The following is an 18,835-nucleotide window of genomic DNA, read 5'->3' as shown; positions in this document are numbered from 1 at the left end:
CACGCCATCTTCCCTGGGCTTCAGCCGGCCTTGGGCTGTGCGGGACCGAACAGGCGGTTGGTGAGCTTGACGTACCACGCCGCCGACTGCACCTGCAGGATGTATGCGAGCGCGATGACCAGCGCGGCGCCCGCGCTTTCGCCACCGAACACGTTCATCGCCAACGCGAGCGCGATCGAGAGATTGCGCATCACCGTGCCGTAGACCAGCGCGATGGCGTCACCACGCGGCAGCAGGGTGCGGGCAACCACCGTGCTGAGCACGTAGTTGATGCCGTACAGGCACAGCAGCGGCACCAGCACGACGACGATCTCTCCGGGCTGGGCGACGAGGTCCTTCGCCTTGAGTGCGAGTGCGACAAATACGATGCCGAGCACGCCGAGCGTGGAGAATGGCGGGAAGCGTGGCCCCCAGGTTTTCTGGTATTCGGCCTGGCCGTGGCGGGCAATGAGCCACTTCTGCGTGAAGTGGCCGGCAACCATGGGCAGGAACACGATGATGATGATCTGCATGAAGATCGCGGCCATGTCGACCGGCACCTCCGCCCCCATCAGCCAGCGCACGTACAGCGGGGTGGCGAGCGAGCCGAGGATGAGGCCGAGCACGGTCATCTTGACCGCAGCACCGAGGTTACCGCCGGCGAAACCGGTCCACGAGATGGTCATGCCGCTCGTAGGCAGCAGCGCGGCCAATAGCAGGCCGAGCGCATAGAAGGGCTGCTCGGGGAAGAAGAGCTTGCCGAGGCCGAAGGCCACGAAGGGGATGATGGCGAAATTGATCGCCTGCGCGAGCGCCTGCGCCTTGAGGTCGCCGCCCTCGAGCACCTTCTGCAGCTTGAGGTTCACCATCATCGGATAAACCATCAGGAAGGTGAGCGGCACGATCAGCGACTTGAGCCACGCCACCGGCGCGACGAGGCCGAAGCCGAAGCCCAGCACCATCGCCACCGGGATGGCGAAGATGAGGTTCTTGTTGATCTTCATGAGGAGCGCGAGCATGGCGGGTCTTCCCTGTTGTCGCTGTTGTGATCCGATGCCGCCATCGTAGCAGCGGGAGAGGCACAAGCAAGCGTGATGCCAGCCTGCCAGCCCCCTTGTCTGGCGCAGACCATGGTCTGCCGCCCCGGGCGCCTTGCGCCAGCAAGCTGCCATCGCAGGCACATTGCGGGCAAAACCGCTGCCACTACTGGCAGCAGCCCCGCTCGTCAACACGCGGACGCACTCTGTGTCCCCCGCGCCGTCGTGGACGGAAAAGGGCCCGCACACGGCGGGCCCCTTCACCAGCGACGGCCCAGCCGTCCCTGTTACTTCTTGCCGGCGGCGAGACCGTTCAGGATCTCCTGCTTGGCGTCTTCAACCGTGCCCCAGCCCAGAACCTTGACCCACTTGCCGGGCTCGAGATCCTTGTAGTGCTCGAAGAAGTGCACGGTCTGCTTCATCAGCAGCTCGGGCAGGTCGTCGGTGGTCTGCACCTTGTCGTACAGCGGGGTCAGCTTGGACACCGGCACGGCGACGACCTTGGCGTCCACCCCGCCGTCATCTTCCATCTTGAGCACACCCACCGGACGGCAGCGGATGACGACGCCCGGCTGCAGCGGGAAGGGGGTAACGACCAGCACGTCCACCGGGTCGCCGTCGCCGGCGATGGTGTGCGGCACGTAGCCGTAGTTGAGCGGGTAGCGCATCGAGGTGCCCATGAAGCGGTCGACGAAGACGGCGCCGCTGTCCTTGTCCACCTCGAACTTGATCGGATCGCCCTGCGCGGAGATCTCGATGATGACGTTGATGTCGTTCGGCACATCCTTGCCGGCGCTGACCATATCGAAGCCCATGAATCCCTCCCGTGGAAAAATGTGCGCGGATTATAGGGGGAAACCACAATTTCTTGCACTGCGGCATTGCCCCGTCCGCATGAAAACCATCAGGCCGGGGAGTCGAACCCGGCATCCTCGACCGCAGCGCGCAGCGCCTCGACCGAAGTCTGTGCAGGGTCGTGGCGCACGGTGGCAGACGCCGTCCCGAGCGAGACCTGCACGTCCTGCACGCCGGGCAGCGCCTGTAGCACACCGGTCACATTCTTCACGCATCCGCCGCAGCTCATGCCGTCCACCTTGATCGTCACTTCATTCATGTGTTGCTCCTTGTCGATACCGAACGCCGGACGGCGCCCTCAGGTCACGCAGACCACACCACGCCACAGGTCACCGCCCAGTGTGGGGGCATGATAGAGGCCGAACACCCCGAAACCCAGCACCAGCACGCCGGACGCAATGCGGACCCAGCGGTTGCGGGTGATGTCACGAAACCGCTTGAACAACATGCCTGCCAGCAGCAGATTGGGCAGCGTCCCCAGGCCGAAGGCCAGCATCAGCCCTGCCCCGCGCGTACCCGAGCCGGTGACCAGCGCGGTGGCGAGGACGGAGTAGGTCAGCCCGCAAGGCAGAAAGCCCCACAGTAGTCCAAGCGGCAGCGCCTGTCGGATCGAGCGCGCAGGCAGGAAGCGCCGGGTCGCGGGCTGGATGCGCCGCCATAGCACGCCGCCGGCACGCTCGATCGGAGTGAGCAGGCGGGTGAAGCCGGTGAGATAGAGCCCTAGCGCGATCAGCATGAGGTTGGCGAGCACGTACAGCGCCATCTGCACCGGCAGCATGCCTTCGTAGAGCAGGCCGACCGAGCCGAGCAGACCCACCGCCCCGCCGAGCGCAGTGTAGGTGGTGATGCGGCCGATGTTGTACGCCAGGTGCAGCGGCCACTGCGGTTTGCCGCCAGGCGTCTGCACCTGCATGGTCAGTGCACCGACGATGCCGCCACACATGGCCACGCAGTGCGTGCCGCCGAGCAGGCCGATGAGGAAGACTGCGATGTAACCGGTGTCAGGCATGGATGAAAAAGGCCCCGCGGGGAATGCGAGGCCTCATTCTACGCTGCGTTGCCGCAATACTCAGATCACGCGCGAGTAGCGCGCACGCTCGCGGTCGGCGCGCAGGTAACGGTCGAACACCATCGCGATGCCGCGTACCAGCAGGCGCCCGCCGGGCTGCACGCTGATCCAGTCGCCATCGATCTTCACCAGGCCGGCCTTCTCCATCTCCTGCAGGTCGGCGAGTTCTTCGGCGAAATACTCGCGGAAGTTGATCAGATGGGCGATCTCGATCGACTGCATGGACAGCTCGAAGTGGCACATCAGCGCCTGGATGATCGCGCGCCGCAGCAGATCGTCTGCGGTAAGCTCGATGCCGCGCAGCACCGGCAGTTCGTCGCGGTCGAGCGCATCATAGTACTCGTCCAGGCTCTTCACGTTCTGCGCATACACCGGCCCGATCTTGCCGATCGCCGACACGCCGAAGGCGAGCAGATCGCACTCGGCCTGGGTGGAGTAGCCCTGGAAATTGCGATGCAGACGCCCCTGGCGCTGGGCGACGGTGAGTTCGTCGTCCGGCTTGGCGAAATGGTCCATGCCGATGTAAACGTAGCCCGCCTCGGTGAGGCGGCGGATGCCCAGCTGCAGCAACTGCAGCTTGGTATCCGCGGTGGGCATGTCGCCGCTGTTGATGCGGCGCTGGGGCTTGAAGAGGCCCGGCAAGTGCGCATAGCTGTACAGCGAGATGCGGTCGGGCGAGATCTCGAGCACCTGCTCCAGCGTGCGGTTGAAGCTGATCACGTTCTGCTTGGGCAGGCCGTAGATGAGGTCCATGCTCACCGACTTGAAACCGGTGGCGCGCGCCGCGTCGATGACGAGCTTGGTTTCGTCGTAGCTCTGGATGCGGTTGACCGCCGCCTGCACGTCCTCGGCGAAGTCCTGCACGCCCACGCTCATGCGGTTGAAACCGAGGTCGGCGAGCAGCTTCACCGTCTCGAAGTCGACCTTGCGCGGGTCGACCTCGATGGAATACTCGCCATTGGGCACCAGCGTGAAGTGCTCGCGCACCGCCGCCATGAGCTCTCGCAACTCGTCGTGGGACAGGAAGGTCGGCGTGCCCCCCCCCAGGTGCAGCTGGGTGACCTGCCGGCTGCCGGTCAGGCAGGCGGCCTGCATCTCGATCTCTTTCGCCAGATATTTCAGATACTTGGCAGAGCGCCCATGATCCTTGGTGATGATCTTGTTGCAGGCGCAGTAATAGCAGATCGTGTTACAGAAGGGGATGTGGAAGTATAATGAAAGTGGTTTGCTTACGCCGCCCACGCCCCTCTTGGCGAGCCAGGTCTTGAGCGCATCCGCATTGAAGGCCTCGACGAAGCGGTCCGCCGTGGGGTAAGAGGTGTATCGCGGTCCGTTGATGTCGAAGCGACGAATCAGTTGCGGATCGAAGATGAGTTCGTTCTGACTTTTCATGATCTTGCTGCTGAGGTGTGTGCCAAACAATGGCAGATCACCGGAATCTTTAGGTTGACGTGGGTCAACGGGCATGTTTTAGACGCCTATTAAACCCTCACCGGGGTCTTTTTTCTGGGAAGCGGGATTATCGTGCAGATGAGGGCTACCGTGCCAATCACCGTGAGCGGGCTGAAAGTGGCCTGCTCGCAATGCAACCTCGTCGAACTGTGCCTGCCCTTCGGGATGTCGGACAGCGAACTGAGCCGGCTCGACGATCTGGTGGGTGCGCGCCGCAAGGTGAAGCGCCAGCATTGCCTTTATCGGGCCGGCGATCCCTTCGAGGCCATCTACGCCATCCGCGCCGGCTCGTTCAAGACCGATGTGCTGCTCGAGGACGGCCGCGAGCAGGTGACCGGATTCCAGATGACGGGCGAGATCCTCGGCCTGGACGGCATCAGCACCGAAGCCCACTCCTGCAACGCAATCGCGCTCGAGGACAGCGAGGTGTGCGTGATCGCCTACGACAAGCTCGAGCAGATGTCGCACGAGATCGAGGGGCTGCAGTTGCAGTTCCACAAGGTCATGAGCCGGGAGATCGTGCGCGACCACGGCGTGATGATGCTGCTTGGCTCGATGCGCGCAGAGGAGCGCCTGGCTGCCTTCCTGCTTAACATGTCGCAGCGCTTCAACGCGCGCGGCTTCTCGCCGCAGGACTTCAACCTGCGCATGACGCGCGAAGAGATCGGCTCCTACCTGGGGCTCAAGCTCGAAACCGTGTCGCGGGCCTTCTCGCGCTTCCAGGAAGACGGGCTGATCTCGGTGCAGCAGAAGCATGTGAAGCTGCTCGACCCTGCCGGGCTGAAGAAGCTCATCCAGCACCAGCAGGGCGTGCGCTGAGCGCTCGCGTACGCGTTCAGGCAAGGTAGCCGGCGGCCTGCTTGGTCAGCGCCACCGAGACGATCCACAGGTAGACCAGCAGCGCGGCCACGAAGGCGCCGACGCGAATACCCTGCGTGCGTCCGCGCTTGAGCGCCACCGTGCCGAGGAGGATGTAGACGATCAGACCAAGGATCTTCGCCGTGGCCCAGCCCGCCACGAAGGGATACTGCTGGATCAGCACGGTCAGGGTGATCGCCGACAACAGCAGTGTCGTATCCACCAGATGCGGCAGAATCCTGGTGAGGCGATGCTGCAGCAATGGATTTCCGGTCATCATCCATAGCCCCCGCAGCAGGAACCCCGCCGCGCTCAGCACCACGCAGGTGATGTGCAGATTCTTGATCGCGTAATAGAACATCCCTTCTCCCTTTGGTGACCGGCCAGAGAGCCGGAATGTGCTGCCGCCAGCCCCCGGGCACAGCGGCTCGATTAGAATTGCGACCCCACCGGAGAGTTCCGAGATGCCTCATTCCCACATACAACTCGACATCCCCGCCCTGCTGGGCCGCATCCCCCTGTTCGGCGAACTCTCGGAGGCCGACATCCAGCTCGTGGCGCGTTTCACCCGCGAGCGCCAGGTGGCACGCGGCGAAGTGCTGTTCCAGCGCGGGGATCAACCGCACGGCTTTTACTTCGTCGTCTCCGGTCAGGTCAAGCTTGCGTTCTCATCCTCGCAGGGCACCGAGAAGGTGGTGGAGATCATCGGCCCGATGCAGAGCTTCGGTGAGGCGGTGATGTTCATGGACCACCCCTACCCCGTGTTTGCCGAGGCACTCACCGACACCGTGCTGATCCACGTCGGCCAGCAGGTGGTGACCGAGCTCATCGACCAGGATTCGACCTTCGCCCACAAACTGCTCGCCGGCATGGCGATCCGCCTGCATGGGCTGATTCAGGACGTCGAAACCTACTCGCTGCGCTCGAGCACGCAGCGCGTGATCGGCTATCTTCTGCAGGTGGCCGACAGCGACACGCCCTGCGAAATCGCGCTGCCCACCAGCAAGCAGGTGATCGCCTCGCGCCTGAATCTGACGCCGGAAACCCTGTCACGCATCTTCCACGACCTGAGCGATGCCCGCCTGATCAGCGTGCAGGGCAAGCGCATCACCCTGCACGACCCCGCCCGGCTGTCGCGCTACGGCGCCTGAACTTCAACGCTCCAGCACGTATTCTCCCGGCGCGTCGGCCAGCGCAGGGAACGCCGCATTCGCGGCCGCCCTTGCTTGCACCTGCTCGCCGGCGCGCGGCTTGAGCCAGGCCATCCAGTCCGGCCACCAGCTTCCCTCGCAGGCCTGCGCGCCCTGGCGCCAGCGCTCGGGCGTGTCCCCGGGCTGCGTTTCGCCCACCCAGTAGCGCCGCTTGGGCGGGTCGACCACCGGATTGACGATACCCAGGATGTGCCCCGAGCTCGATTGCACGAAGCGCACCGGCACGCTCACATGATCGACGATGCGGAAGGTCTGCCGCCACGGCGCGATATGGTCGTCCTCGCAGCTCACGGCATAGAGGGGCTGGCGGATACGCCCGAGATCCAGCGCTTCCCCGGCGACGACCAGGGCATCGGGCTGGATGAGACGGTTACGCAGATAAAGCTCCTCCAGATACCAGGCGTGCATGCGGTAAGGCATGCGGGTCGCATCCATGTTCCAGTACAGCACATCGAAGGCCGGTGGTTTCTCTCCGTACAGCCAGCCACGCACCACGTAATGCCAGATCAGGCTGTTGGAGCGCAGGAGGCGGAAGGAGGCGGCCATGGACTTGCCGTCCAGGTAGCCCTTGCGCGCCATCTGGCTGATCAGGTAGTGGATGCTGCCTTCATCGATGAAGACCTCGATATCGCCCGGCTTGTGGAAATCGACCAGGGTGGTGAAGAGCGTCCAGTCCGCCACCGGCACCTCGCCCTCCGGGTAGTGCCGGTTAGCCCAGGCCATGTACATCGCAAGCGCCGTGCCGCCGATGCAGTAGCCCGCTGCATGCACCTTCGCCGCACCGGTGAACTCACGCGCCACGCGCACAATGGTATCGACCCCCTCCCGCAGGTAGTCGTCGAAACCGGTGTCGCGCATCGACGCGTCGGGGTTCTTCCAGCTTGTGATGAACACGTCCAGCCCCTGGTCGAGCAGATAGCGGATCATGCTCTTCCGCGGCTGCAGATCGAGGACGTAGAACTTGTTGATCCAGGGCGTGATGATGACCAGCGGCTCGGCACACACTTTCTTCTGCACCGGTGCGTAATGGATCACCTCCAGCAGGCGATTGCGGAACACCACCGCACCCGGCGTGGTGGCAAGGTTCTCACCGACCCGGAAATCGTCCGGGTTGGTCATGCGTACCTCGCCCGCCTGCACGTCCTCGAGATAGTTCGAGAAGCCGTCGATGAGGCTTTGCCCACGCGTATCGATCGCACGCTGCAAAGCAACCGGATTGGTCCACAGGAAGTTGGTGGGCGCCACCGCGTTGAGCCATTTCCGCCACCAGAACGCCGCGCGCCTGCGTTCCTTGCTCGACAGGCCGGGCGTCTCGTAGAGCATGTCCTGAGTGTGGCGGGTGAAGGCCAGGTACCATTCCTTGATCAGATCCCAGGTCGGGCGCTCGGTCCACACCGGATCGGCGAAACGGGCATCGTCGACGTTGGGTTCGATCGGGTCGGGGCTGGGCAGCCCATGCATCCGTGCCCAGGAGTGCCATTGCAGCGCCCACAGATCCGAGGACAGACTGAGCATGTGCTCGCCCAGTTCCTGCGGGTGGGACAGCCAGGCCAGCTGCGCATGCAGGATGGGCGCGCCAACACCGAGCGGGTCGAAGGCGTCTTCCATCTGCTCATGGAAGCGATGAAGCAAGGCAGCCGCCGACGCGGCGCCGTGATTGGCCGTACCGTTGCGCAGGCGTGCGCCGTTGCGGGGGCTGCTGCCGTTTGCGTTCGCCATCGTCGTCTGCCTCTGCATTTCGTTCAATCCAATGTGTAGGGCGTCTGCGGCTCGGCCACCGCCACCTCAGGCCAGCCGAACTCGCCCTCGATGGCTTCCGCGAAAGCCGCCGAGGCCGCAGCCTCGCCGTGCACGATGAAGGTTCTGCGCGGCGGACGTTCGAAACCGCGCAACCAGTGCAGCAACGCCGGCTGGTCGGCATGGGCCGAAAGCCCGCCGATCGTATGGATGCGAGCACGCACCGGAATGCGCTCGCGGAACAACGTCACCTGTCGGGCCCCATCGACCAGCCGCCGCCCCAGCGTGCCCGCCGCCTGAAAGCCGGCGATCACGATCGCGCATTCTCGCCGCCCGATGTTGTGCCGCAGGTGATGCTTGACGCGCCCAGCGTCGCACATTCCGCTTGCCGAGACGATAACGAGTCCGCCCTGTACCGCATTGAGCGCCATCGACTCCTCCGCGTCCTGGACGAAGCGCAGGTGGAATCGGTCTGCATGATGCTGAACCCACGCGTAGAGCTCGCGCGTTTCGTCGTCCCACAGGTTGTCATGACGGACGGTGAGTTCGGTCACCATCGAGGCCATGGGCGAGTCGACGACCACGTCGAGGCGAGGCACGCGCCCGGAGCGCACGAGGTCGGCGAGCACGAACAGGATCTCCTGCGTGCGCCCCACCGCGAATGCGGGAATGATCACATTGCCGCCATCGACTTCGAGCGTCCGGTGCAGCACCTGGGCGAGTTCATCCAGCGTCGACTGGAAAGGACGGTGCGCTCGGTTGCCGTAAGTGGACTCGATGCAGAGATAGTCCGCGGCCCGAATTCGCGCCGGATCCTGCAACACCGGGCGCATCGGCTGGCCGAGGTCGCCCGAGGCAACCAGGCGCCGGGCGTGGCCCTTCTCCTCGATGTCGATCTCGATGATCGCCGAGCCGAGGATATGCCCGGCGTCGCGGAACCAGCAACGGACCCCCTTGCCGGGGACGACGGGCTCGCCGTAGTCGACCGCATGCAGACGGCGCAGGCTCGCCCGCGCCTGTTCCACCGTGTAGAGCGGCCCCTGCTCGGCGCCACGCCGTGCCTTGCGCGAGCGCGCATTGCGCAAGGCCCACTCGGCTTCCTTCTCCTGGATGTAGGCAGAGTCGAGAAGCATCACGCCGAGCAGGTCAACCGTCGCCGCGGTCGCATGAAACCGCCCCTTGAACCCCAGCGAAACCAGCCGGGGGACGAGACCGGTATGGTCGAGGTGAGCGTGCGTGAGCAGCACGAAGTCGATCTGCGAAAGATCGAAGTCCAACGCCTCGCGGTTCTTGCGATCGGCCTCACACCCGCCCTGAAACAAGCCGCAATCGACAAGGAAGCTCCCGCCCGCATGATCGACCCGGAGGCACGACCCGGTCACCTCGCCTGCCGCACCATAAAAAGTCAGCTTCATGGAACACCTCCATCTGCCTACACTGTGCCCCGCAGGATTGCACGCCGGTTTGATCACGATCAATCGGTATGGATACCGAGTCGTCGCTATAATCGACGCGTAACGCTCAACAAGGAGTCCCCGTAATGTTCCAGCACATCCTCGTCCCGACCGATGGCTCGGCGCTGTCCGAAAGCACCGTCGCCCGCGCAGTATCCTTCGCCAAGGAAGCCGGTGCACGCATCACGTTCTTCTACGCACAGCCTGATTTCCCGATGCCGATCTACGGCGAAGGTGCACTGATCGACCCTACCACGCCGGAGCAGTTCGCGAAATCCGCGGCGGCGGAGGCCGAATCGATTCTCGCCAAAGCGAAGAGTGTGGCCGATGCCTCCGGTGTCGCTGCCGGGACCGACACCGCCGTGAACGAAGTCCCGTACGAAGCGATCATCGATGCCGCTGACCGCCATGGCTGCGACCTGATCTTCATGGCCTCGCACGGCCGCCGCGGGATCGCAGGGCTGCTGCTTGGCAGCGAGACGCAGAAGGTGCTCACGCACAGCAAGACCCCCGTGCTCGTGTACCGCTGAACACTGCGCTGTCCACGCCCCATAAGCAGAACGGCCCGCATCGCGGGCCGTTCTGCTTATGGGGCGTGGACAGTCTAGCCACCGCGCTCCAGCCGGGTTTTCTGCTCGTCCTCCGCCATATGACGTTTGGCGAAGCGGTACAGGTAAAGGGCCATACCGAGAATGAAGACGATCGTGAACAGGCTCAGCAAGCCAATATCGCTCGTCAGCAACAACTCCCATGCCATGATGTGACTCCTCTGCAGTCAGTGGGTAAATCAGACGTTCGGATCAATAAGGATCTCCGTCTCTGCAGGGAGGTATGCGGACCCGTCCATTCTCCAGCTTCGGGTCTCATCTTCTATGACAAACAGCCAGCGCCCGGTCGATAGCGGCGCCAGCCGGGCCTCGTAGGCCCCATCGGCGCGCTCGGCAATGACGACCTGATCGAGCCCGCCACGTGTGGGGTGTGCAACCGTCACCAGCAAGCGCTGGGGCAAGTTCGCTGCATCGCGCGCACCGAGTTCAACCCGGATCGAACTGCTCCGCACCTTGAGCGCTGCCCGCATGCCCAGCTCACGTGCATGTTCGACGCGCCCGATCGTCTGAACGATCGCGCGACCTTCCTTGTAGTAATCATCCACCACCATGCCGTCAAAGGTCCTGGCGGCGATCACCAAGGTGGCAATCCCCGCCACCACAGCGATGGCGGGAAACATGATCAGGAACCAGGGCCAGCCCTGACGATACCAGGGCTGAACGGGATTCTCGGTCGAGTGGTGAGTGGACATGTCAGCGTGGAATCAGGAAGGTGGTCTGTTCCTTCAGGGTCAGCGAAGGATCATCCTCGGCAGTGACCTGGAAGTGAATCGTGTTGGCACCGGGCTGCCCCTGGTCGTAGGGCACCAGCACCTGCATGGTCACCGACTGTGCCGCGGCGGGCGCGACCTGGATCTGTTCGCTGCCGCCCAGACGGATACCCGGCAGGCCCGACACCTCGAGACGGAAGCTGCGCGCCGCTTCGGTCATGTTCATGACCTGCAACTGATAGACGTTCTCGATCATTCCGCCTTCAACCTCACGCCCAAGCGACGAGCGGTCACGCAGGACATCCATGCGCAGCGGCTCCCTCGCTGCGAGCCCCCACACGAAGGCAAGGCAGATCAGAATCAGGATGCCGCCGTAGATGAGGGTACGGGGACGCAGCACATGCGCGATGATCTCCTTGCGGCCCCAGCGGTTCTTCATCGCATTCTCGGTGGAGTAACGGATGAGGCCGCGCGGATAGTTCATCTTGTCCATGACCTGGTCGCACGCATCGATACATGCGGCACAGCCGATGCACTCGTACTGCAGCCCATCACGGATGTCGATCCCGGTCGGGCACACCTGCACGCAGATGCCGCAATCGATGCAGTCTCCCTTGGCGACGGTACGCGGGTCGATGCCCTTCTTCCGCGTGCCGCGCGGCTCGCCGCGCGCCTCGTCATAGGTGATGACCAGGGTGTCCGGATCGAACATCACCGCCTGGAAACGCGCGTACGGGCACATGTACTTGCACACCTGCTCGCGCATGACACCGGCGAAGAGATAGGTGAAGCCACCGTAGAACAGGATCCAGAACGTTTCCCACGGCCCGAAATTGAAAGACGTCACGGACGCGAGCAGTTCGCTCAACGGAGAGAAATAGCCAACGAAGGTAAACCCGGTCCACAAGGACACGAGGATCCAGACCAGGTACTTCGCACCGCGTCGCAGCGCCTTCCCGGCGCTCATCGGCGCCTGGTCCAGTTTCTGACGGCGGACGTGGTCGCCTTCGATCTTCTGCTCGATCCACATGAAGATCTCGGTGTAGACCGTCTGCGGACAGGCGTAGCCGCACCACAGGCGGCCGGCGATCGCGGTGAAGAAGAACAGCGCGTAGGCCGAAATGATGAGCAGGATGGCGAGGAAGAACACGTCCTGCGGCCAGAACACCCAGCCGAAGATGTAGAACTTGCGCTCGGTGAGATGGAGCAGGACGGCCTGGCGGTCGTTCCAACTCAGCCAGGGCAGGCCGTAGAAGATGATCTGCGTGATCCACACCAGCGCCCAGCGCCAGTTGGCGAAAATGCCGGTCACGGAACGGACGAAGAGCTTCTTGCGGGCAGCGTAAAGCGTGTCCTGGGAAGAGTCTGCTTGCTGCGCCTTGCGCGGCTCAGGGGATGGGCTGTTCATGGCCTTTGTACCAGTGTTTTTTGTTCTTTTTGTTGTTATGGAAACCCCGGGAGGACCCCCTCCTCCCGGGGCTGGACTACACCCTGCTTGAAACGATCACTTCTTGTTCAGGCTCAGCACGTAGGCCGTGAGAATATGAACCTTGTCCTCGCCGAGGAAATCACCGAAAGCCGGCATCTTGTTGTTGCGGCCATGGGTGATGGTCTCGATGATCGTCGACTCGGTCGAGCCATAGAGCCAGTTGTTGTCGGTCAGGTTGGGCGCGCCGAGCATCGGGTTGCCCTTGGCATCCGCACCGTGGCATGCGATGCAGTTGGTGTCGAACAGATCCTTGCCACGCTGAGCGCGCAGCGAATCGTGCGCCAGCCCGTTCATGGAACGGACGTAGTTGGCAACGTCCTTCACACCGTCCGAACCCAGCACCGCGCCGAACGGCGTCATGATGCCGTTGCGGCCGTTGGTGATGGTCTCGCGGATGTTGTCCGGCTCGCCGCCCCACAGCCACGCGCCGTCGGTCAGGTTCGGGAAGCTCTTGGCACCCTGTGCCGCGGCACCGTGGCACTGCTGGCAGTAGGTCAGGAACAGGCGCTGCCCCATCGCCACGGCTTCGGGCTCGGCCGCCACCGCCATCACGTCCATCTCGCGATACTTCGCGAACACAGGGCCGAAGCGCTCTTCGCCCGCCCGCATTTCGGCGTCGTACTGCGCCCACTGCCCGCGGTGCTGGTTGAAGGAGCCGAAGCCCGGGTAGATCGCGAGATAGCCGATGCCGAAGAAGATGGTGATCCAGAACAGATACATCCACCAGCGCGGCAGCGGGTTGTTGTACTCCGCCAGCGACTCATCCCACACGTGACCGTGCAACTCGACCGGCCCCTTCTCGCGCCGGGTCATGTTCGACACGAGCACGAACACACAGAACAGGATGGAGAGGGCCACGAGGACCATCACATACATGTTCCAGAAACCGCTGATAAAGTCAGCCATTTTTCTTTTCCTCTTGGTCTTGCCGGCCGCCCCGGGCCGGCAGGTCGTCATCGCTCAGAGGCAGGCGCGCCGCAGCGTCGAACCCCGGTTTGGCATGCTTGCTGTAAGCCCAGGCGACGATGGCCAGGAAGCACAGCAGCCCCAGAACGGTGAGCAAGCTCCGGATGTCGTTGATATCCACGGCGCACGCCCTCCTTATCGGAAGTGGGAAATCGCGGTACCGAGGCCCTGCAGGTAGGCCACGATGGCGTCGAGTTCGGTCTTGCCCTCGAGTGCAGCAGGTGCCGCGGCGATCTCTTCGTCGCTGTACTTGTGCAGACCCACCTTGTTGAGCGCACGCATGCGGTCCTGGATGTCGTCGCCCTGGATCGGACGATCCAGCCAGGGGAAGGCCGGCATGTTCGACTCGGGCACCACGTCACGCGGGTTGAGCAGGTGAACACGCTGCCACTCGTCCGAGTAGCGACCGCCCACACGCGCCAGATCCGGACCGGTGCGCTTGGAGCCCCACTGGAACGGGTGGTCGTAGATGAACTCGCCCGCCACCGAGTAGTGGCCGTACCGCTCGGTCTCGGCGCGGAACGGACGGATCATCTGCGAGTGGCAGTTGTAGCAGCCTTCGCGCACATAGATGTCGCGGCCAACGAGGCGAACCGGATCGTACGGCTTGACGTCGAGTGCATTGCCCTTCTGATCGATCGCGGTAGTGGTCGAGTGCTGGAAGAACAGCGGCACGATCTCCACTAGACCGCCCACGCTGACGGTAAGCAGCGTGAACACGATCATGAGGAATACGTTGCGTTCGATCTTTTCGTGTTTGGATTGAGCCATGTTGTTGTTCTCCGATCAGGCGTGGGCAGCCGCAGGCGCGAGCACCGGGGCGTCATAGGCCTTTTGGCCGGCGATGGTCTTCACCATGTTGTAGAACATGATCAGCATGCCGCCGAGGAACATCGCACCACCGATGAAGCGGATGGTCCAGAACGGGTAGCTGGCCTTGACCGATTCCACGAAGGAATACGTAAGCGTGCCGTCCGCATTGGTCGCGCGCCACATCAGCCCCTGCATCACGCCCGAGATCCACATCGACGCGATGTAGAGCACGATACCGATGGTCGCGATCCAGAAGTGGGCATTGATCAGCTTGACGCTGTACATCTCGCTCTTGCCGTAAAGGCGCGGCAGCAGGAAGTACACCGAGCCGATGGAGATCATCGCGACCCAGCCGAGCGCGCCGGAGTGCACGTGGCCGACGGTCCAGTCGGTGTAGTGCGACAGCGCGTTGACCGTCTTGATCGACATCATCGGGCCTTCGAAGGTGGACATGCCGTAGAAGGACAGCGAGGTGACCAGGAACTTCAGGATCGGGTCCGTGCGCAGTTTGTGCCAGGCACCCGACAGGGTCATGATGCCGTTGATCATGCCACCCCAGGACGGCGCGAGCAGGATCAGCGAGAACACCATGCCGACGGACTGAGTCCAGTCAGGCAGCGCGGTGTAGTGCAGATGGTGCGGACCGGCCCACATGTAGGTAAAGATCAGCGCCCAGAAGTGCACCACCGACAGACGGTAGGAATACACCGGACGGTCGGCCTGCTTCGGCACGAAGTAATACATCATGCCGAGGAAGCCTGCGGTCAGGAAGAAACCGACCGCGTTGTGGCCGTACCACCATTGGACCATCGCGTCCTGCACGCCCGCATAGGCCGAGTAGGACTTCATGCTGAAGAGCGAGACAGGGATCGCTGCACTATTGACGATGTGCAGCAACGCCACGGTAAGGATGAAAGCGCCGAAGAACCAGTTCGCCACATAAATGTGCGAAACCTTGCGCTTGGCGATGGTGCCGAAGAAAACCACGGCATAGGACACCCAGACAATCGCGATCAGGATGTCGATCGGCCACTCGAGCTCGGCATATTCCTTGGAGGACGTATAGCCTAGGGGCAGCGTGATCGCAGCGAGCACGATCACCAGTTGCCAGCCCCAGAAGGTAAACGCCGCCAGACCGGGAGAGAACAACGTGGTGTGACAGGTGCGCTGCACGACATAGTACGACGTCGCAAACAGCGCCGAGCCACCGAACGCGAAGATCACCGCGTTGGTGTGCAGCGGACGGAGCCTGCCGAAATGCAGGAATTCGTGCACGTTCAGTTCTGGCCACACGAGCTGTGCTGCGGCGATGACGCCGACCAGCATGCCCACGATGCCCCACACCACCGTCATGATGGCGAACTGGCGCACGACTTTGTAGTTATAAGTCGCTTGCGATTGCATGTGAGTCACCTCTTCGTTTTAAAAACCGACCCCGGCGCGGCAGCTCCCGACGCCGCGCTTCTTGCCCAGCCGAATCAGCCTAACTTCAGCATGATCGGGCCATTTGACATAGATCAACATTGTATTTCAGGCGAGCTAGGTGAGGAAGAGAAACTTGGACCTAGACCAACTCCAAAGCCAGGTGCAAGCGTGTCCGGACACCCCACCCGGACCCCAAAAAAAAGGGTGCGCATTCACGCACCCCCAACCCCAACAGAGAGACAAAAAACCCGGGTGTTGCGGCCATCACAGCCTTTGCCGCAAAACTCACCATGGGTCGTATTGTGCCGCGGACCCAAAAGTCGATGTTGACCTAGATCAACATTTATCGGCCCCTACCCCCGGTTGTCGCGCTGTTTCTCTCCATCCTCCGGCAGCTCATGCCGGCTATCGACGGGGGCTTTCTCATCCATCGGCGCTTCATCGCGATCATCCATCAGCAAACGGTAGGCCGGCCCCTCCAGGTCGTCATACTGACCGCTGCGCAGGGACCACCAGAACAGCACGCCAATGACGAACACCAGCACGACCGAGAGGGGAATCAGAAGATAGAGGCTTTCCATGCTGTTTTCCTCGCACACTCAACGCGCGGCCGGCACACGCTGCAGGCGCATGGCGTTGAGCACCACCAGCAGCGAACTCGCCGCCATGCCGATGCCTGCCATCCAGGGCGTCACCAGGCCGGCCATGGCCAGCGGCACCGAGGTGAAGTTGTACGCGAACGACCACCACAGGTTCTGCCGGATGATCCGCAAAGTCTTGCGCGAGAGGTCGATGCTGCGTCCGAGGCTGGACAGGTTTTCGCTGAGCAGCACGATGTCGGCCTGGTTGCGCGCAAGGTCGGTGCCGCCACCCATCGCGATGGACACATGCGCCTGCGCCAGCACCGGCGCATCGTTTACCCCATCCCCCACCATCGCCACGATTGCGTTGCGATCCTTCTGCATTGCCGCGATGGCCTCCTGTTTGCCCTGCGGACTGAGCCCCCCGCGCGCATCCTCGATGCCGAGTTGCCGCGCCATGTCGGCAACGACCGTCTCCGCATCACCGGAGAGCATGCCGGTGTGCACGCGCTCCCCGCCAAGCCGGCGCATCAGCAGCGGAGCCTCGTCGCGCACCTGGTCTGCGAGGCGGAAGGCACCCAGCCAACCCGACGCGGTACCAAGCGCCACCACCGTTCCGCCCCGCACAGCGAACGCATCCAGCGCCCCGGGCAACTCGAGCCCCGTGGACCGGGCCACATAGTCTGGACGACCGATCCACATCTTCTCACCGGCCACGGTACCGACCATACCCTGACCGGTTTCGGCGCGCACATCCACCGCCACCGGCAGGCGGTCACCTTCGACCGCCTCGCGCAAGCCAGCAGCTACCGGATGCTCGGAGCCTTGCTCCAGCGCCGCCGCAAGCACCAGCACTGCACGGCCTTCATGTGCCCCGAGCGGCAGCACCTCCTCCAGGCGCATGCGGCCGTGGGTGAGCGTACCGGTCTTGTCGAACACAAAGTGATTGGCCTTCGCCAGGGTTTCGATCGCATGTCCCCGCGTGACCAGCACGCCCAGGCGCGCCATGGCATCGGTCGCGACCGTGAGCGCAGTCGGTGTCGCCAGCGACAGCGCGCACGGACACGCCACGACCAGCACGGAGACGAAGATCCACAGAGCCCGATCCGGGTCGACCATGTACCAGGCCACGCCGGTCCCGCTCGCCAGCACCAGCAGGGTGACGATGAACCAGGCGGCCACATGATCCGACAGCGTGGCTATGCGCGGCTTGTCGCTGGCCGCGCGCTCCATGAGCCTGCGAATGGCCGCAAGCCGCGTCGCATCGCCCACCTGCTCCACCCGCAGCAGCAGCGGCGAGGAAACGTTGATGCTGCCTCCGGTCAGCCGGTCGCCCGGACGCTTGGGGACCGGCATGCTCTCGCCGGTGAGCAGGGCTTCATTCGCCTCACCCTCACCCTCGAGCACCACCCCATCGACCGGGAACACCTCTCCCGGGCGCACCCGCAGCACGTCACCGGGCACCAACTGCGAAGTCGGCACCCTCTCGCCCACTGCGCTGGCGGGCCAGCCCTCGACGCGCTCGGCGAAGGAAGGCAGCGCCTTGCCGAGCTCCTCCACGCCGCGCATCGCGCGCTGACGGGCCACCATCTCGAGGTAGCGCCCACCGAGCAGGAAGAACACGAACATGGTCACCGAGTCGAAGTACACCTCCGGCCCGTCGGTCAGCGTCGCCCAAAGGCTGGCGAGGAAGGCGCTGCCGACCCCGACCGCCACCGGAACATCCATCCCCAGCCGGCGCAGGCGCACATCTCGCCACGCACGCTGGAAGAAGGGCGCTGCCGAATACAGCACCACCGGAAGAGTCAGGAGCAAACTCGCCCAGCGCAGCAACAGCTCGATGTCCCAGCTCATGTCGCCCTCGCCCGCCACATAGACGGGGAAGGCGTACATCATGACCTGCATCATGCCGAAGCCGGCGACGAACACCCGCCACAGCATCGAGCGGCGCTCGCGGTTCGCGACCTGCTCCGAGCGCTCTGCGTCGTAGGGATAGGCACGATAACCTATGCCCTGGATCGCGGCGAGGATGTCGGAAAGCTTGATCCTGCGCTCATCCCAGCGCACGCGGGCGCGCCGGGTCGCGTAGTTGATCTGGATCGCCGACACGCCGGGAAGGCGTGCGACATGATTTTCGTTGAGCCACACGCAGGCCGCGCAGGTAATGCCCTCGAGAATCAGCGAAGCCTCGCGTTCGTGCTCGCCCACGGGCCGCACGAAGCTCTTCTGGAAGTCGGGGTGGTCGAACAGCCCGAGCTCCTGGAGCTCGGCAGGCATGGCCTCGCGGCGCGTCTCGGGCATCGCGTCGCGGTGGCGATAGTAGTCGACCAGGCCATTGTCCACGATGGACTGCGCCACGGCCTCGCAGCCGACACAGCACATGCGCCGGCTGCGGCCGTCGATGCGCACGTAATGATCCGTGTCGGACGGAATGGGCAGACCACAGTGATAGCAGTCGGTATCAACGGCCTCGCTGGCCACGGGAGCAGTGTGTTCGGCGGGCATCATGTGCGGCAATGAGAAACCGCCCCGGCGCGCGCTGCACCCCGGGGCGGGTCGTGAAGGAGCACGGGTTTTAGCACATTTCTCCC

Annotated in this window: 20 protein-coding genes; 3 read left to right on the top strand and 17 right to left on the bottom strand. The window is 63.6% G+C overall.

What is annotated here, in order from left to right; genetic code table 11:
- Positions 1–20: 20 nt before the first annotated feature.
- From ACUH78_RS08400 to hemN, 5 genes are all read right to left on the bottom strand, one after another.
- Complete coding sequence (locus tag ACUH78_RS08400; RefSeq protein ID WP_418363461.1) at positions 21–998, bottom strand: arsenic resistance protein; 978 nt, start codon at positions 996–998, stop codon at positions 21–23.
- Positions 999–1,303: 305 nt separating this feature from the next.
- Positions 1,304–1,831, bottom strand: coding sequence for an inorganic diphosphatase (ppa, locus tag ACUH78_RS08395; RefSeq protein ID WP_418363462.1), 528 nt, complete (start codon positions 1,829–1,831; stop codon positions 1,304–1,306).
- 89 nt (positions 1,832–1,920) lie between these two features.
- Entirely contained in the window at positions 1,921–2,130 is a 210-nt protein-coding gene (locus ACUH78_RS08390) for a heavy-metal-associated domain-containing protein (protein ID WP_445333217.1), read from the bottom strand.
- A gap of 39 nt (positions 2,131–2,169) precedes the next feature.
- Positions 2,170–2,880: a sulfite exporter TauE/SafE family protein gene (locus ACUH78_RS08385; RefSeq protein ID WP_445333216.1), complete on the bottom strand. Its 711-nt coding sequence runs from the start codon at positions 2,878–2,880 to the stop codon at positions 2,170–2,172.
- Between the two features lie 60 nt (positions 2,881–2,940).
- The gene (hemN, locus tag ACUH78_RS08380; protein ID WP_418363465.1) at positions 2,941–4,332 is read right to left on the bottom strand and encodes an oxygen-independent coproporphyrinogen III oxidase; all 1,392 of its coding nucleotides are present in this window, start codon (positions 4,330–4,332) and stop codon (positions 2,941–2,943) included.
- Between the two features lie 138 nt (positions 4,333–4,470).
- Here hemN and fnr point away from each other — a divergent pair, with 138 nt between their 5' ends.
- Complete coding sequence (gene fnr / locus ACUH78_RS08375; protein ID WP_418363466.1) at positions 4,471–5,211, top strand: fumarate/nitrate reduction transcriptional regulator Fnr; 741 nt, start codon at positions 4,471–4,473, stop codon at positions 5,209–5,211.
- Positions 5,212–5,227: 16 nt separating this feature from the next.
- On the opposite strand, the gene ACUH78_RS08370 is transcribed toward fnr, so the two are convergent.
- On the bottom strand, positions 5,228–5,611 hold the full coding sequence (locus tag ACUH78_RS08370) for a SirB2 family protein (RefSeq protein ID WP_418363467.1): 384 nt from the start codon (positions 5,609–5,611) through the stop codon (positions 5,228–5,230).
- A 103-nt stretch (positions 5,612–5,714) separates the two neighbouring features.
- Here ACUH78_RS08370 and ACUH78_RS08365 point away from each other — a divergent pair, with 103 nt between their 5' ends.
- The gene (locus ACUH78_RS08365) at positions 5,715–6,401 is read left to right on the top strand and encodes a Crp/Fnr family transcriptional regulator (RefSeq protein WP_418363468.1); all 687 of its coding nucleotides are present in this window, start codon (positions 5,715–5,717) and stop codon (positions 6,399–6,401) included.
- Between the two features lie 3 nt (positions 6,402–6,404).
- Here ACUH78_RS08365 and ACUH78_RS08360 read toward each other — a convergent pair whose 3' ends face one another.
- Both ACUH78_RS08360 and ACUH78_RS08355 read right to left on the bottom strand, forming a co-directional pair.
- Complete coding sequence (locus ACUH78_RS08360) at positions 6,405–8,069, bottom strand: PHA/PHB synthase family protein (RefSeq protein ID WP_418363772.1); 1,665 nt, start codon at positions 8,067–8,069, stop codon at positions 6,405–6,407.
- 134 nt (positions 8,070–8,203) lie between these two features.
- On the bottom strand, positions 8,204–9,613 hold the full coding sequence (locus ACUH78_RS08355) for an MBL fold metallo-hydrolase RNA specificity domain-containing protein (RefSeq protein WP_445333215.1): 1,410 nt from the start codon (positions 9,611–9,613) through the stop codon (positions 8,204–8,206).
- A gap of 125 nt (positions 9,614–9,738) precedes the next feature.
- On the opposite strand from ACUH78_RS08355, the gene ACUH78_RS08350 reads away from it, so the two are divergent.
- Entirely contained in the window at positions 9,739–10,182 is a 444-nt protein-coding gene (locus ACUH78_RS08350; RefSeq protein WP_418363470.1) for a universal stress protein, read from the top strand.
- Between the two features lie 74 nt (positions 10,183–10,256).
- Here ACUH78_RS08350 and ACUH78_RS08345 read toward each other — a convergent pair whose 3' ends face one another.
- The 9 genes from ACUH78_RS08345 to ACUH78_RS08305 form a co-directional block, all read right to left on the bottom strand.
- Entirely contained in the window at positions 10,257–10,409 is a 153-nt protein-coding gene (locus ACUH78_RS08345; RefSeq protein WP_418363471.1) for a DUF3149 domain-containing protein, read from the bottom strand.
- A 30-nt stretch (positions 10,410–10,439) separates the two neighbouring features.
- Entirely contained in the window at positions 10,440–10,952 is a 513-nt protein-coding gene (locus tag ACUH78_RS08340; RefSeq protein WP_445333214.1) for a FixH family protein, read from the bottom strand.
- Between the two features lies 1 nt (position 10,953).
- Entirely contained in the window at positions 10,954–12,378 is a 1,425-nt protein-coding gene (gene ccoG / locus ACUH78_RS08335) for a cytochrome c oxidase accessory protein CcoG (protein ID WP_445333213.1), read from the bottom strand.
- Between the two features lie 96 nt (positions 12,379–12,474).
- The gene (gene ccoP, locus ACUH78_RS08330; protein ID WP_418363474.1) at positions 12,475–13,365 is read right to left on the bottom strand and encodes a cytochrome-c oxidase, cbb3-type subunit III; all 891 of its coding nucleotides are present in this window, start codon (positions 13,363–13,365) and stop codon (positions 12,475–12,477) included.
- Positions 13,358–13,546: a cbb3-type cytochrome oxidase subunit 3 gene (locus ACUH78_RS08325; protein ID WP_418363475.1), complete on the bottom strand. Its 189-nt coding sequence runs from the start codon at positions 13,544–13,546 to the stop codon at positions 13,358–13,360. Before ACUH78_RS08325 ends, ccoP begins: the two co-directional genes overlap by 8 nt.
- A 14-nt stretch (positions 13,547–13,560) precedes the next feature.
- Complete coding sequence (ccoO, locus tag ACUH78_RS08320) at positions 13,561–14,196, bottom strand: cytochrome-c oxidase, cbb3-type subunit II (RefSeq protein ID WP_418363476.1); 636 nt, start codon at positions 14,194–14,196, stop codon at positions 13,561–13,563.
- A gap of 15 nt (positions 14,197–14,211) precedes the next feature.
- Positions 14,212–15,642 carry a cytochrome-c oxidase, cbb3-type subunit I gene (gene ccoN, locus ACUH78_RS08315; RefSeq protein ID WP_418363477.1) on the bottom strand — a complete coding sequence of 477 codons (1,431 nt, stop codon included), beginning with the start codon at positions 15,640–15,642 and terminating at the stop codon, positions 14,212–14,214.
- Positions 15,643–16,016: 374 nt separating this feature from the next.
- Positions 16,017–16,244, bottom strand: coding sequence for a cbb3-type cytochrome oxidase assembly protein CcoS (gene ccoS, locus ACUH78_RS08310; RefSeq protein WP_418363478.1), 228 nt, complete (start codon positions 16,242–16,244; stop codon positions 16,017–16,019).
- An 18-nt stretch (positions 16,245–16,262) separates the two neighbouring features.
- A complete protein-coding gene (locus ACUH78_RS08305; protein WP_445333212.1) occupies positions 16,263–18,752 on the bottom strand; it encodes a heavy metal translocating P-type ATPase in 2,490 nt (829 codons plus the stop codon).
- Positions 18,753–18,835 lie beyond the last annotated feature (83 nt).

This window comes from Thauera sp. ZXT1-4 (genome assembly GCF_052598215.2).
This window is presented reverse-complemented; position numbering and strand designations above follow the sequence as displayed.